Source organism: Bradyrhizobium sp. CCBAU 45389, from assembly GCF_028128625.1.
Taxonomy (GTDB): Bacteria; Pseudomonadota; Alphaproteobacteria; order Rhizobiales; family Xanthobacteraceae; genus Bradyrhizobium; species Bradyrhizobium liaoningense_B.
Genome location: NZ_LBIY01000063.1, coordinates 1 through 15356 on the forward strand (window position 1 = coordinate 1; position 15356 = coordinate 15356).

Here is a 15356-nt window from a genome sequence, read left to right on the forward strand (position 1 = left end):
GGTCGGAGGTGGCTGGATCGAAGCTCTGCTTGAACGGCGTCGGCCCATGGTTGTTGCCGTCGCTGTCGCCAACAAGTTGGCTCGGATCATCTGGGCAATGATGACGACCGGTGAGTTCTATCGGCCTAAGCTCGCGGCCTGAGCTGCCGCGATTTTTGGTCACCCTAAGGTGTGAGGGCAGATGACAGCGTGATGGAAACCGGCGGAGCTGGGGATCGAGAAAGCTCGAAGAGTTTTAAGCGCAACAAGCGCGACCCGTTGATGAGGCCTCGATCCGCGATCTCCATCAGGGCCAGCGGCCATGCTATCGGTCGCAATGACAGGCCGTATACATGAACGCACCCGACCGATATCCAAAATGCTGCTAAAAAGCCCTTGCATCCGCGGGGCCGTCTATACATGAAGCTCTCGATGAAGGCATTCTGCATGGGCTTGCCTGGCGCGATGTAGTGCCAAGCGACGCGACTCTGATCAGCCCCTGTCAGGATGGCGTTGCTGGTCAGCTCGCTGCCGTTGCCGCTGACCACCGTCTTCGGCTTGCCGCGCTCGATCACCAGCCGGTCCAGCTCCCGCGCTACACGGGTGCCGGAGAGCGAGGTATCGGCCACCAGCGCCAAGCACTCGCGAGTACAATCATCGACAACGGTGAGGATACGGAAACGTCGGCCGTTAGTGAGCTGATCCGACACGAAGTCGAGCGACCAGCGGTCGTTCGGCACCATCGGCACGGTCATCGGCGCCCGGGCCCCGATCGCCCGCTTGCGGCCGCCACGGCGGCGCACCGCGAGCCTCTCTTCCCGGTAGAGCCGGAAGAGCTTCTTGTGGTTGACCAGAAAGCTCTCCCGCTTGAGCAGCACATGCAGGCGTCGATAGCCGAAACGACGACATTCCTGGGCGATTGCCCGCATGTGCTGGCGAAGGCCGGCTTCGTCGGCCCGGGACTTCTGGTATCTGACGGTCATGCGGCACCAGCCGATGGCTTTACACGCCCCGCCGTTCGCTCATCCCGAAGGCGCCTCGGAGATGGGCGACAGCTTTCCGCTTGGCTGCGGGCGTCACCATCCCACGAGGTCCTTCAAGGCCGCGTTGTCCAGCATGGCGTCGGCCAACAGCCGCTTCAGCCGCGTGTTCTCGTCCTCCAATGTCCTCAGCCGCTAGGCCTCCGAGACCTCCATCCCGCCAAGCTTGGCTTTCCATTTGTAGATACTGGCGTCACTGACGCCGTGCTTACGGCACAGATCGCGACCGAAACGCCGGCCCCGTGCTCCTTTAAAATCCCGATGATCTGCTCTTCCGGAATGCGGCTGCGCTTCATGCTCTGGTCCTTGGGCCAGAGCGAACTTCAACCTGGATTAAGCCTGAGGGGCAAGGTCAGTGGGACTGAACTCCATGCTGGCCTAGCAGGTTCAAGAACTCAGCCGCGTTCGCAAACGTAGGCTGAATCGTCGCCATTGCGTATATGTAGAAATGGCCGACCAGCCTGCCCGCAGTGCCGATCATAGCCCATCCGCGACCGCAGGCGGGGTCATTCTCATCGTGCCCTTCCGATGAGAACTCCGCGAGCGAGTTCGCCCCCTGACGACGGACGAGCAACTTAAAGCAGTTTGGTCTACCTCCTCGTAAACAAGTCTCGCCCCGTCGTTTGGTGAAATTTCCAGTCCGATCCCACGTAGTACAGTATCCATCCAGTTAAAATCCTATTAGCAGCTACACGCCCATTCCAAATTGTGATTGTTTTGCAGTTGGGAGCTGCGGGTGCCGTCCAATTGACGTAGAAATCTATTCTGTTTGCCATGACGACACCTGCGACAGGGTAAGGCTGTCCCCGGCACGAAAATCCAGTCGCGTTGTTGACATACGTTCCCGCGAAATTCCCTGTTGACGGGTCTAGCGTCTGGATCGAGAGAAACGAGCCCCTTTGATTCACCCATGTGGAGGGGACGGGCAACTGCCCGTGAGCAGGCACCGATATGACGGCAAATACCAGAAGCACAAACAAGCGTGTCATGGTATTCCCCTCGGCATTAGGCAACTGCACAAACGCTGCCGGATAGATTCGCTCTCATGATACGGCCATGCAATTCGCTTCCACACTCACCCAGAAGCGCACCCCCTCCCCGAATAGTTCTCGCTTCGTAGTTCCGCCAAATTTCTCCAGAGGCAGATTTGTCGACGGCCTCATTTTCTTGAGCGAGTTGGGTACCGACCTCTTGAGAATGCTCAAAGAGCGAGCGACGCAGCGGGTCACAGCGTCTTGAGGCATTCGAGCAGCGCTTTTTTGTCTTGCTCACTCAAATTCGTCCCGTACTCGTGGCCGCACCTGCTGTTTCCAGAATTGATGTCATTACAATCCGTGACGGATAGTGAGTCACTTTGAGGCTCCTGGGTGGCCGCAAGACCAACGTTTTCGATGTCGTATTTCCGTCCAATGCTAAAGTGCGATTTGCGCTGTCCGGATGGCTTGAGCAATTCCGCCAGAGTAGGAACCGAGCCGTTAAGGTGCGGCGGCCCAAATGCCCTGCAGAACGCGGGCCTCGTAGGCGCCCCATTGAGGGAGTCGACTGCGAGATGCTTTTTCTGCCCCCTTCCGCTTGGCCTTTTTGATCTCTTCCGAAGTGCTGACGGCGTCGAAAGCCGTTACCAGATCCTGCGGGGTCGGCGGTAGTCGTACCAGCCCCAGAGACTCCGGAGTCCCCCGACGCCGGATCTGGCGCCGTCGCGCCCCGTGCGTTGGTGGAAGGGGCACCACCGGTCAGCAGGTGTTCTGCGATCGAACCGATCACCGAGGTCGCGAGAATGTTAAGAACCTGATCCTCCTCCTCAAGAGGAGCGGTCGCGAAGGGAATGTACGCTCCATTCAGCACGCCGGTATTGGCGTTCCAGGCGAGAACATCGTACTCACGTGTATCGGTACCGACGTTCTGGACCAAGGTTCTCCATGTCTTGATGAATGGAAAGCGCTGCTCGCCGTCCTCGATCCCATGACAGCCGCTGCATCCCCCTTCAGCGGAATCTCTTTCAAAAATCACTTTGCCCCGGACCGCTAAGGCAGCGTCAATCTTCCAGGGCCATTTCGGAGGACCGATTCGCTTCACCAAGTTCTCAAGCTCACTAAGGCCGTCGAAATTGGTGGAAGTGTCATTGAGGAAATTGATGACCGCGCCCTGGCGCGTCGGCTCGAACGTAGCGAACACCCCTAGAACCTCGCCAACGTTTCGGGCGAGACCCAAGATGTCACTTCCGTTCTTTGCAAATCCCGGCCACTGCGTCTCGTCTTGCCGCGGCGCATTCCAAAGGAATGGGTATCTCACGGGTGCGTCAGCGGTTTTTATGTTTTCTGGAATCGTGAAATCGGGCGGGGAACCGATATCCAGTCCGGATAAGCGGTTGAAGATCATCCCGACAGCATCCAGACGGCCCATTCCCCAGCCGCTTTTGGGCAGGGCTCGCACCATAAGCGTGTGAAACCGCAGGTACCATCTATCTACCTGCTGGCGAAGATCCTCAACATCGGCCGTATCGGGAGTCGCCGACTGCAGAACAGCTGCAGCAAACGGAGCAAACGAGTCGGCGCTAGCAAGCACATCACCGACTGCCTTGTCCAAATCGCTAAGCAGCGCGTAGAAGTCCACGAGCCCGGGACCGCCATCGACACGATACACATTGCCTTCGACTTCGATCTGGCGCGTATGACATGCCGAGCAGGTCATTTCGACAATTTGGAAACCTTCAGGACCGGGGCATAAAAGCCGATGGGAAGGCTCGCCTTGTTGCCAGGATTAGGGAGATAGCCGTACCGCGCCAGACCATCCGCGAGGAATGGTTGTCCGTTCCTTTGCTTTAGCGCCTGCATCCAGGATAGCGTGAGCAAACGCGAGCCCTGATCCCGCATATAGAAGTCCGCTCTTGCCGTCGGGGTCCAATCTGCACCTTGGTCTACATAGATTGGATTGGCGTCAGCGCCCTGGGCGGTCGGTCTTGTCTTGACAGCAACGGTTAAGCCAATCAGAAAGATCGCACGGAGCATCGCATGGTCACCGTCTTTTAAACTCGCCCGAAGAGTTGCTCGGGGCACTTAAAGTCCCCTCCGTTGCGGTAAGTTGATCTCAGCCCCTCTTAACCTGCTTCCGACTGGCAGGTCGCTTCATGGTAGTCATCAAAGGTCTCAGACCAACTAATTTCAACCTACCAACTTTTGGAGTGATGCCGGTTGCTCGTGTATCGGCCACCATCGGGAATCGCAGAACCTCAGCCATAATTCGACCACCCACATTTGCCGCTCTAGAGCCTGGCGGTCGCCCCGGAAGGTTGGCTGCGTATCGGCTGCCGGGCACTGCGCGTCTTAACGCGTTGCGGATTAACGTTTCGAGGACCGCTAAATCATTGGCAAAGCTCTTGTCGGAAGGTCTCCAGCCAAACCTCATGCTGCTGGCGCATAAAGTCCGGCACAATCAATAGTCGCACCGGAGACTCGTTTGCGGTGCCGTACACGTAGCCACTCCGTCGCTCGTTGAACGCATCGAGGGCTCCTATTGCGACGGATAGAGTTGCCAAAGCGCAGGTTGGAGCTGCTCGGGGTTTACTAGTAGATTGGTTTGTGCGCTGCAGAGCGTGGCAACGTCGATCGCAAGCGTCATGCGCGCCTTATAAGCACGATTGCCTCCGCGGCGGGTAGGACTCCATTGCTCGCTGTTATCGCTGAAGCCCGCAATTATCGAGGCTTGCGTCCGCACCTCCCTCGCAGCCGATGCCTCGTGTCCAGTCAACTACCAGAAGGCAGTTAATCGAGATGACAACATTAGGACAAATTGATCCAAGGAATGCGTTTCGCTGAACACCTCACATCCGTAGTTTTCAAACGTGGGATTGAGGCAGATAGCTGTGCCGAATAACCGAGCTGCTAGGAATTCCAGATCTATGCCATGGCTTGACGAGGAACCGCAATTTGCCGGCGAGAGCGGGCCGAATGCCTCAACACTAACTGGTTCCTCAGCCTTGCGGACGCCCAAGAAAAAGTGGAGACTTGGCGCAGATACTACAACGAAGTACGGCCCATGGCGCGATCGGCAACAGACCGCCGATTTTGCTGCAAACCCACGTCGGCGCGACCAGCCCGCCAACGTGACAGCGGCGCAAAACTCTAGTTCTGGGTGGTCCAAAGTTCGGCCTCGCTGCAAGATTCGAGCGATCATAAATCTGACGAACTTGCGTTCCAGATGACTAGTCTGACGTTTCGAAGGCAAGAGGTGCCTGGCCTGCAGCTTCTCGGATCGGCGGATGGATGGACCCGCACGGCCTAGGTGCTCGGACCATCCGTTCCATTTTCACATCAACCCGTTCCAGATCGTCGAGATCCGCATCCCTCGATACGTGAGCATCTGGCGAACCGGACCATGCGCAACGTGCTCCCGATCAGATGGATCCCACGAAATTCTCCACGCCCCGGCATTCGTGGACATTGGTGCGGTCGTCGCGACTATGGAGAGTAACGCCCCGTCGGTCGCCGTTAAATCACGGCCCGCGCACAGACAGTTTGAAGGGCCTCGGCGCTACGCTTACGATCGGCTCCAAGCCTTGGACAAAGAAGCGCGCCCCCGCTTAAGACAATTTCTTGAATTTCCCGTGGGCTCCGCCGCTGCTATTTCGTGCCGATCTTCGGCGCACGGGCATCACTTGGGTTGATGCCCGGCACCCGCCCGCGCGGGACCGGCATGACCGGCGGTCTTACCGCGAGTGCTGGCGGCGAGGCCACGTTCTGCAATCTGAAGGACGTCCGGCGGACCGCACCCGCATCGACGCAAAGCGTTAAAGGGTGGAGAGCGGTCTTCAGCTCCGAGCAAGAAGCGGACGCGAAAATGCGCTCTTATCGGTTCGCTTGGCCGGAGCTCCGAGCTAATTGCGTTCTTCGTAAGTTTGCCGCTTGGTGCAGGCGGTTCATCGGCAATGCAACGAGCTGCCAGCGAGAATGCCAATCGCGCGCAGCGCGGCAGCCGCTTTCGCGAGTGGTGTAGTCATCTTGACGGTGCCGATTTCGTTGCTGGGCATGGTATCAATTCGTTGCAGCAGTCGCGCGAAGCTGCTGACTTGTCTGTCCAGAAGAGCGACGTCGACGTAGTCGCCCGGTTCAATACTTAACAGGTACTGCGGCACGGTTACGAGCGCGATGTTTGGGATGCCTTTTAGGTAGAGCGGCTGGCCTTCGCCGAACTGAATGAGCGCGTTTGGGGCCGACACTCTCGGCGCTTGCCCGGTTGTACGCCACTCTGATTCGATAAGCGCCGTCAGCTGCGCGGTGGAGGCGTAGAGCAGTTCGGGTGCGGGGTTGCCCGTCGGCCCGTAGGTGTTTTTGAGGGGATCGTCCCGGTATTCCCGAGCGCCGAGGTGCTCGATCACCAGGCCCGCCACCGCGTGGCGATTTCCCGGGCCACCAGCCCACCATTGTGGGTGATCCCGCAACCAGCGCGAAGTGGCTTGGCCATGCTCGGTCACCGCCGGGATTCGAAGGTGTCCAGCTGTTAACACGAAGATGACCGTGCGTGCCAATGGGTGAGCGACAGTCTGGCGCGCGAGTTCGACCACACCGATGTGGCCGTTCTCCTCGACAATATTTGTACCATCGCTGTGGCTTACCACGAGCACAGTTTCGTGGGGGGCGCCGCGACCCTCCACAGCCGCCCATACTGTACGCATGGCGCTATTTCGTTCGATCACCGCGTCAAGGATGAGCGTCGCCCGCGTGGCCCGTGAGGCGGCGTCCAACACAAAGTCGGCGTCGTCTCCGGCCACGAAGACCGCTGGAATGTTCTGGTAGGGCAACGTGAACGGTAAGTACTGTCCTTTGGCGTTGAAAATGCTTATGCCACGCCAGGCGAAGATCACCGCCTCAACGCCAGCTCGTCGAGCACGCGCCAGACCGAGGCCGGCGAACGTGGCAGGAAGCAGCGGCATAGTGGTCTTGCCCCATGCACGCGCCCGATCCCAAGTCTTGACCGCCGCATCAAACGGGAACTTCCGATTTCGGACCTCGACGACCGCAATTCCTCCGCGCGCTTTGCTCCATCGCGGTATTGGACCGCGCAATCTGTACAACTGCTTCTCGGTCCCTAGGGGGCCGGTGGTCCCCGAGTAGGGAAAGACCGAAGAGATCGCTATGTCGCGCCCGTCGATCTTAAGACGCAGACCGTCGGGATTTTCGGCAGCCATGCTCCAGCGATCGAAATGCAAGACGTCCTCGTGAACTCGCATACCGAAGTCGGCCCACTGCTGTTTGACATGCTCTACAAGTTGATCGTGGCTCTTTGAGCCCGAGATTCGGGAGCCAAGGGACTCCAAGTACATCAGCTCGGCGCGGATGGTATCGTGGTCCACGGCGAAGAACTCCATTCTGCGGATTTCGGCAGGGAGAAAGTGCCCCAACAACTAATATCTCTGCTCGGTCCGGAGGAAGTCGCCAGATTCGACGACTTCAGCGCGGCTGGTTCTTATTTGCAAAGGGAACGCATCGGTATCTGCGCCCTTCTTTCGTCAAGCCACTTCTTGAATTTCGAGCCCTCCGTTACCATCAGCGCTCAGGATCCGGAACACACAATAGGCGCGCGTCGAACATGTTTGGCCGTCCAGCCGTAAGCGTCAGAGTACAACGTGCAGGACGAACTGGCTTCAAATCCTGTGCCAACTACGAGGCGCATCGACATTACCCTCAGTTGCCACGCCTGGCGCTCAAGCCGATGGTCATCCTTTACGCCAACCATCGACGCTTTACTCAGCCTTCATTTCCGCCAACGGATTTTCGGTAACATCGCCGGTGATTGGCGGCTGCTCAAGCACCTGAGCAAACCGCCCTAGGAGGTCGATCGTGTTCGGCGACATTTCCGCGATGGGACCGGGTACATAGCGTGCGACCAGGTAGGCGCGGCGGCGCTCCTCAGAGTCATCCAGCAGCAATGGTAGGGTCTCGATTGCTTGCTCCCGTTCCAAAGTGGCGATGATGGTCTGTTGGCGAGTGATTGTAGTCAGACGGTTAGAAGGGACAGAGCGGAACGGCTCGTTCTGCGTCAGGACGCGTGACCAGCGATCGCTCACAAGCAGCGCCATAATGCGGATGACGGCCTCGATGAAGCCGCCGGTCGCGATCATCTTAAGCGCAAACTGAACGTCCGGGCGCGACCTCAATTCTTCTAGCGTCATTTGCCTCGCCTGCACTCCGTAGCGATCACCAAAATAGTGCTGCAAAGGAGTGTTCCACATGCTGTGGAACATCAGCTCATACATCATGTCGCGCAGGTCGCGCCAGCAGATCATCGCCTGTGCGATATGCTGCACATACAAGGCTTCCGCCAGCAGGAATGGATTATCTACTCTGGCCTTGGCTCGAGACTGGCGAACCTGCTCGCTTATGGACTTGAAGCCAGCCAGCATCAGATTTCGCGAAGACATTAGCGCTCGCGACAGGCGCTCCGGGTGAACACTTCGGCTAGCTTGGGCCGTGAAGGTTGTGACTGCAGCTCTGACGAAGGGGCGGGCGATTGTGTGATAGATCTGCGCCTGAAGTTCAGACGCCCGGTCAACCGCACCGAAAGGGAACTCATCGCGATAGTTGTCGTTCAATGCCCGGATGTCCTTGAAGCTGCGTTCGACTAGTTCAACACTGAAGCTTTTTCGTCCATCATGTTCCTGAACATCTTTGATGCACATTTCGTAGAGGCCGGGCATCAACGCTTCGATTGCCTCAAGCGTGGTTGCAACTTGCCGGAACTCCCTATTGACAACTTTTGAAGAGACGAAGATGCCGAGGTGCCCGATGTCGTCATGCACCATATAGATAATGTGTTGGCCGCGAACGCGGATCTCCTCCTCGTTCTCGTAAACATCTGTAATCCAGTTCAGAGCCTGCTGGGGCGGCGTCACTGTGTCGCCATGGCTGGCAAACACGATGATCGGCGCGCGGATCTGCTTGAGATCCACGTGCTGACGCCCCGATCCCAGGTAGGCCATGTTTTTGCCGAGCCGGTTGCCGATGAACAAGTTTTCGAGAATCCAGCAGATCTCGTTTTCGTGCAGGAAGCAGAAGCTGCTCCACCACTTCTCGGTGGCAAGAAAGCTTTCGCGCGTCGTATCAACGTCGCGGAAAAGCTCGGCGTACTTTAGGAACAGCCGGCGCTCGGGATTGAGCATCTCGAAATTGTGTATGAGATTGGCTCCATCAAACATGCCCTGGCCAAGGTCGCACAGAAGCATCGGGATCCAGACTCCGCCGAATATGCCGGCAATGTAGCGGAAAGTGTTGTCGCCGATGTTTCCCGATACAGCCGTCACCGGTGATCCATTGATGATGATGGGTCCTGTCAAGTCAGGGTTTGTTGCGGCCAGAACGAGGGTCGCCCAGCCTGCTTGGCAGTTGCCGATAATGGCCGGCAAAGGCGCGCGCGGATGCCGGCGGATCACTTCTCGAACAAACGCCGCTTCCGCATAGGCCACATCAGAGAGTTGCTGATCCTGCTCCGGCTCGCGACGGAAGCTCACCAGATAAACTGGATGACCTTCGCGCAATGCGACGCCGAGCTGACTATCGTGCTCGTGGGCTCCCACACCCGCAGTGTGTCCCGCACGTGGAGGGATGATAACAAACGGCCGACGACGGGAGTAATCGACCGAAACATCTTGCGACGGGATGATGCGCAGCAATACGAAGTTGGACTTTACGGGAAGATCCCTTCCGTCCATGATCTTCTCGTACTCGTAGAAAAGAACCGGCGGACAGCCTGCCGCCTCATGTTCAAGGAAGAGGTCGCCGCTCTCTCGGAGAAGATCAATTAGCAATATAGCGCGCTCGCCCGCGTCGCGGATGTATTCACGCCAAGAAACGCCAAGCCGTCCATCGTCACGCAGGTTCCTCAGATCTTTGGCCAGACGTTCGCCGCTTGCCAAGAGCTCGGGCAGGCGAGTAAAGACCATTTCGCAGCCGCGCTTGACCCGCAGTATCCAGGCAACTTGTAGAATGTTGATGGTCTTCGCGCCCTGTTGGCCCATGCGATCAGCGTAGATTCTGAATGGGCTGCCGGTGAGCGCGTGCTCGAGTTCTGCACGTTGCGCTTCCATTGACTGGGCCAGGTTGGAGCGCTGGAACGAGTCAGACATGGCCTAACCTCCTCTGTTCTAGAGTCGATGCCGCCTCGTGATACTAAATTGCGCTGTGGTGCCGGATTGCCTATCGATGGCGTCTTTCATCCGGCAAACTGCTCGCAAGCGAGGTTAAAGTGTGACCAAGGAAGCGTAACCTCAAGAGGACGTTTTGCGAGCCGGGTGACTTTCCACGACGTTCCAGATCTCTCGATGCAACGTCGATGCCAGGCATCTCGTTGCTGCCGAGACGAAGGATGGCCAAGCAACTTCCGTCTTCCTGTTCTGCTGCATAGCGTTTGTCCGATTGAGAACCAAGCCTGTCAGAGATCGGACGCTGTGGGTCGCCTTTGTTAGACAGCCACCTCGCATGCCTAGGGAGCATTCCCCGGGACCACCTTTCAGATGGGTCCTGCTCAATCTTCCAAAACTTTCGACCGGTCGCCCGTAGCCATCACACATGAGCGCTCAATCAGGAGGCGAGTTGGCACATTGGTTTTGCTGTTACGGTCTATGACAACCTGGTCGCTCAGCGCAGTCAGAGGATTGCGCCTTCAGAATGATCTCAAACATGGAGTTAGATCATGGCGAATGAGACGAGACTGCCCGTCACCAGGAAGACTAGTGAGCCCGCGTTTCTTCCTGAAGCATGGCGCCCACTCGAGGCATTGCGCAACGAGGTGGATCGCTTGTTCGAAGACTTCTTTGGCGGCGATTTCTGGCGCCGCTCGTTCCCCCCGCACGCTAGTCTTGGAAGGTCGGTTGCCAAGAAGGTCGCCGCAAGCCCCATGCCGCCTCGCTCGGGCCGGTCAAGGCCAAGCCGTAAGCCGCCCAAGAAGATTGACGTGAAAGCAACTTAGGCACCGACGTGTCCATGCGAGTTGCGACAATCGCACCGAGCGCCAATTGCTAGCGGGGAGAAGTCTAGCGAACACGTCAGGTGGGGGTGACTGCACGCGCCTGCATCTGCCTTGCTCTCGGCGAAGTTGATGCCCACATGGGCGAACGATCGCCTGCTTCGTCGGCGCGAGCAGCGTCGCGGCGAACTGGCGATTACGACGCGCAACTCATCGCTTCGCCGGTCGCGCCTGAGCGATGGACAATGGGATCGCATCTCCAGCTTGATCATCGTCGGCCAGACCAGCGCGGCTCGACGGGCCGTGACAACGGATGTTCGTCGAGGGCGTGTTGTGGATCGTGCGGACCGTCCCTGGCGCGATCTGCCTGAGGCGCGGACTACCTAGATGGTTTTTTGCCCCTAACTGACTTTCGATCGGTTGGACGCGCTAAGCTCTTCACGGGCCATCCCTGAACCATGGTCTCACTCGATATGAGCAGCTCAAATTAGGAGGCTCATTGGCACAGGCGTTGCAATGACAGTCAAGAAAACCGGTGGGACGAACTCAGAAATGGAAAACGTCTGGGAGGGTCGATCGATTTGGCAGATCCGTCGTTTCCTGCTCTGGCTGTGCTCGTTTGTCCTATGGACAAATCGCTAGTGGCACCATAGACGACGTGTTCAAGCTGCAGATTCAGGCGTCACTCGATCAGCACCGAACGATGCGAATCGGGACATTCGTCCAGATGGCCGGCCCCAAGTCACTACAGTAGGCTATGCCAATGAGGGCTTCGCGATCCATTTTCTATGCGGGGGGACAGCCAAAAGGCATTCAATTTAGCCCGTGACAACCGCGTCTCCCTCGCGATTGACGACGATCCGTCGCTGGTCAGAGAAATTACTGGCCTCTCAATAGCAGCGCATGCCGACGTGAATGATCCGCTCGAGTGGGAAAAAGCGATGCACCTGCTGTTCCAGAGATATCCGCAACAGAAGTCTATGCCGGATCCGCTGCCGACGCCGGCAAATGTTCTCATCTTTCGGCTGACCCCAATGGTTATTTCACTGCTCGATTATTCCAAAGGATTTGGCCATGCTGAACTTATCACGTGCTGACATCAGATTTTATCGATCGATGTTGATCGGCTGTGATTCAGTTTCCAACTGATGCATGGGTATTTAGAGGGTGCCGACCAGCCGACCTGAACCATCCAAGTTTTCGTTGCCTACCTTAAGATGGCGGAGGCCGACCGGCTTTGCGGGGCGGGCTGGTAACCCTGTCCGGGCTTCATCGATCTGAATCACCTGACCCATCGCCAGGCCGTCGCTCATGGCTTGCTCCTTCAATCTATGAAGAAGCCGTCAATTCCCGAAAGTTATCCAATTAAGCAGATGGCGAGAAAGTTTCTAGGATGGCGGCAACGTCAATCCTGAGGATTGGACTGAGAGCTGTTATAAAAAATCGCCACTTCAAATAAGGCAATCGCGGTCATGGCACCGGTGGCGACGGCGTAAAATAGACCAAGAAGCGCGTGATAAGAAAACAGAAAGAACGAAGACGCTGTCGCAAATAGAGCGAATATCAGAGCAGAAATCTGCACGAATACAAAGTGAACGAATTTAGTGACGAGGTCGAGGTAATAGGAGTCCTCCCTACCGTCCTCCGTAATGTTCCTGAAAACGTGGTCGTCGGAAAGGCCAGCTCAACCGCCATAGCTCCGATCCGATAGAGAAACCCGATTGGGCACCAATACGATCGCACTGCTCCTTTCGGACCACCAAAGAGGGTAGCAATCAGCCTTACGCAGTGCACAAGATTCCCGTCGGGCCCGAACAAGTAGGCCATGAACTCCTCGATCGAAGGGCTTCCAGTCACGCGCCGTCCGTGACTTTGAAGGTTATTGCTTGGTCCGATTGCGCTGCGTGCATGTCTTTGGTGGATGTCGTCGTCGCTCATGCTTATCTGATCGCGACCACCGGCCGGCGTATTGCCCAGTTGCAAAGTTCCTGCGTGTACATCGCCCGGATGTTATTCCGCGCCGGTTGCGCTCGACGATAGCTATAATCAATTCTTCGGTGGCGATCAGAGCCAGCTCCATTTTCTCCGCAACAATGGTCGACGTATCTCGACCGATGCTGTCGAGGTGGTTCAAGGCCATCGCTTTGAAACTATGGGCTAGGCGCTCCTCGGCATCGTCGCGCGCATAGTCAATAATAGTATCCAGGTGGGCGACGATTTCAGCCCGTTGCTCGGTTGGCTTTGGACCGTCAAGCAACGTCATCGCTCGAATAAAGGCCTCCTCAATAGGGATCATATCACGTTTCCTTTGTTACTGTGATTGGAAGCCGCAATTCCAGCTCGCACCGTTGGTGCAGATTCAGCGGATTGAAAGGCGGGGGACTTCAAACGGCTTGCCGCTCCTCTTTAAGAAGTACCAGGCAGAGGGTATCTGTAGATTTCTTCGAATTTTCCGTCGACCACATGCCCCACGGCCGATTCCGTGAACAACACCGCGTCATCTAAAGCCACCTTTTCGGCTTTGTCCGTATCGATGTTGAAGTATTCACGGTGATGCCGATCTTGTTGACCTGCGATGAACGCCTTGTTCCCCACGCAGACCAAGGGCACGCCCGCTGCAGAACCTGGCACGGCAGTGCTCGACAGGGCCGGCCTCAGAAGCGCGGTCGGAAAGTAGATAATTGTTCGGTGTGATATTCCGCCCCGCTGATGCCACGCGATTTGGTCTTGTGGGGCAGGCGTCGCGGGAAAGGTAACGATGCCCTGATTGCCGTGGCCGTCCTCTACAAAGATGCCGAATGATCCGCCGTCAATTGAGATATCGAGTTTGATAAATGCACCAGGCGAGATGTTCTGAAATTTAGTAAGCACCGCCGCGAGATCGATGTTCATTGGAAATGCTCCATTCTTTTGGTGCTCATAGGGGAGTTTTGCTCAACCGATGCGGGCGCGATAGCCACCCGAAGGCCAATCGACTACTTCGGGGCTAGCCCGGGGCTCGAAGGGCGCGGCTGATCCTGGATGGGACGGCCGCGCCCTTCAAACCTGAGAAAAACGGGACAGCGCGGACGGGACACGGCGCTCACGCCTCCGGAAGCACTGTCCCTACCACCAGCCGTCGCCCTCAGAGGTAGCAAGGCTGGCCACCTGGGCCCGCTGAGAGGCTGAACTCCCAAAGGGAGCTACCAAGTATCGCGGAGAGGACTGCAAGGCAATCTACCAGGATTGGTCGGCGCCGATCTCATGTGGTCAGCGATTAGCCGGCTGGCGGGTATGGATCGTGGCCATATGTCCACTCGATTCTAAATTGGTGGTTTCGCTTTGAACGAGAACCTGAACGTCGTGCCCTGCCTTTCCGTCCGCGTGGGCGGCATCAACCGCGGCGCGGATTGCCTCTTTCTGAGTAGCGTATGGGCGGAGTGCTTGCCATTTACGAGGACCGTCCATTCGTCATTGTGGAGTGTGAATGATATGTTGAATACGAGCCATAAGGTCTTTCTCCCCAGGTTCTGGCTCCCCAGGTTCTGGAAACGCGTGTCCACGCCGGGAGGGAGTTTGCAACCTGACGCGGTCGCCTCAACTACCGGATTGGAGGGGGGCCGAGCTGGCCTCTTGCAGGACACATTTGTGTGGCAGGCTGAGCGCTCGATGGTGGACCTGAAGCGCGCGTCGGCTTGCCGAGGACCGCTCAGAGCCAGGCGGGCGGCCGAGGAGATCGGGGGAGTCGGCCGATGGATAAGGCGCTAGCAATCGCGTGGGCGTGCATTCTAATCGTCCTGGTGCTGTTCGCCGCGCTGTATCTTCCGTGGTCGTGATTTCAAGGAAGCAGCGGATTGCCGCGCCGCGCCTGCTTGCCGCAGGCAAGCCGGCGGCAAGCGTTCGTATCAGGCCATCGCGAGTTGGCGCGGCGTCTCAGTCTCATTCCATTTGACGCCGCTATGGCGGAAAGCGACGACTTCGGTCGGTGGCTCATCCCTCTCGACGAGCTCCTCAACTATGGCCTCACTTGGGCTGCACTTTCAGGCCCAGCTCGATCAGGCGGCGGATGGGCTTCGGGACGGGTGGTCACGCCATGCTTTTCTCGCCACGGTCGATGGCAGACAGTTCAAGGTCTTGCCAACGCATGCCGATCTGCGTGTCAGGTATCCACTGCGTTCGCAGCACCTCAGCCGGCCCGATCGCGCCCTGAAGTGGCGACCACGCCAGCATGCGACTAAATTGTGAGTTAGGCACCTTTTAGGGGCATATCCGCGCGTGTACTTCACATCCAAGCGCGCGCCGTTGGTCACGCTGAAAGCGCGGACCGATGGGATGGGGAGAGTTGGGCAGTGAGCTATGAGCTTGTAGGTCTGCTGGTGCCGTTGGGCGCTGCCGTAATTC

9 protein-coding genes and 3 pseudogenes are annotated in these 15356 nt (G+C 57.5%); 3 read left to right on the forward strand and 9 right to left on the reverse strand.

Features of this window, described 5'->3' with window-relative positions:
• Positions 1–142, forward strand: a pseudogene (locus XH79_RS07640) (IS110 family transposase); the annotation flags it as partial.
• A 259-nt stretch (positions 143–401) separates the two neighbouring features.
• Here XH79_RS07640 and XH79_RS07645 read toward each other — a convergent pair.
• From XH79_RS07645 to XH79_RS07655, 4 genes and pseudogenes are all read right to left on the reverse strand, one after another.
• Positions 402–1315: pseudogene (locus tag XH79_RS07645) on the reverse strand (IS3 family transposase); the annotation flags it as partial.
• A gap of 294 nt (positions 1316–1609) precedes the next feature.
• Complete coding sequence (locus XH79_RS43230; protein ID WP_442869928.1) at positions 1610–2008, reverse strand: avidin/streptavidin family protein; 399 nt, start codon at positions 2006–2008, stop codon at positions 1610–1612.
• A 283-nt stretch (positions 2009–2291) separates the two neighbouring features.
• Entirely contained in the window at positions 2292–3710 is a 1419-nt protein-coding gene (locus XH79_RS07650; RefSeq protein WP_271581267.1) for a di-heme-cytochrome C peroxidase, read from the reverse strand.
• A complete protein-coding gene (locus XH79_RS07655; protein ID WP_271581268.1) occupies positions 3707–4027 on the reverse strand; it encodes a hypothetical protein in 321 nt (106 codons plus the stop codon). The genes XH79_RS07650 and XH79_RS07655 overlap by 4 nt, the downstream gene beginning before the upstream one ends.
• A gap of 925 nt (positions 4028–4952) precedes the next feature.
• Here XH79_RS07655 and XH79_RS43235 point away from each other — a divergent pair.
• A pseudogene (locus XH79_RS43235) lies at positions 4953–5125 on the forward strand (integrase core domain-containing protein); the annotation flags it as partial.
• A gap of 809 nt (positions 5126–5934) precedes the next feature.
• Here XH79_RS43235 and XH79_RS07665 read toward each other — a convergent pair.
• Complete coding sequence (locus tag XH79_RS07665) at positions 5935–7383, reverse strand: hypothetical protein (protein WP_271581269.1); 1449 nt, start codon at positions 7381–7383, stop codon at positions 5935–5937.
• 375 nt (positions 7384–7758) lie between these two features.
• A complete protein-coding gene (locus XH79_RS07670; RefSeq protein WP_271581270.1) occupies positions 7759–10137 on the reverse strand; it encodes a DUF3141 domain-containing protein in 2379 nt (792 codons plus the stop codon).
• A gap of 1627 nt (positions 10138–11764) precedes the next feature.
• Here XH79_RS07670 and XH79_RS07675 point away from each other — a divergent pair.
• Positions 11765–12073: a hypothetical protein gene (locus XH79_RS07675; RefSeq protein WP_271581271.1), complete on the forward strand. Its 309-nt coding sequence runs from the start codon at positions 11765–11767 to the stop codon at positions 12071–12073.
• A gap of 63 nt (positions 12074–12136) precedes the next feature.
• Here XH79_RS07675 and XH79_RS07680 read toward each other — a convergent pair whose 3' ends face one another.
• From XH79_RS07680 to XH79_RS07690, 3 genes are all read right to left on the reverse strand, one after another.
• Positions 12137–12289 carry a hypothetical protein gene (locus tag XH79_RS07680; protein WP_271581272.1) on the reverse strand — a complete coding sequence of 51 codons (153 nt, stop codon included), beginning with the start codon at positions 12287–12289 and terminating at the stop codon, positions 12137–12139.
• Between the two features lie 566 nt (positions 12290–12855).
• Positions 12856–13272, reverse strand: coding sequence for a hypothetical protein (locus XH79_RS07685; protein ID WP_271581273.1), 417 nt, complete (start codon positions 13270–13272; stop codon positions 12856–12858).
• 110 nt (positions 13273–13382) lie between these two features.
• On the reverse strand, positions 13383–13868 hold the full coding sequence (locus XH79_RS07690; RefSeq protein ID WP_271581274.1) for a hypothetical protein: 486 nt from the start codon (positions 13866–13868) through the stop codon (positions 13383–13385).
• Positions 13869–15356: the final 1488 nt, after the last annotated feature.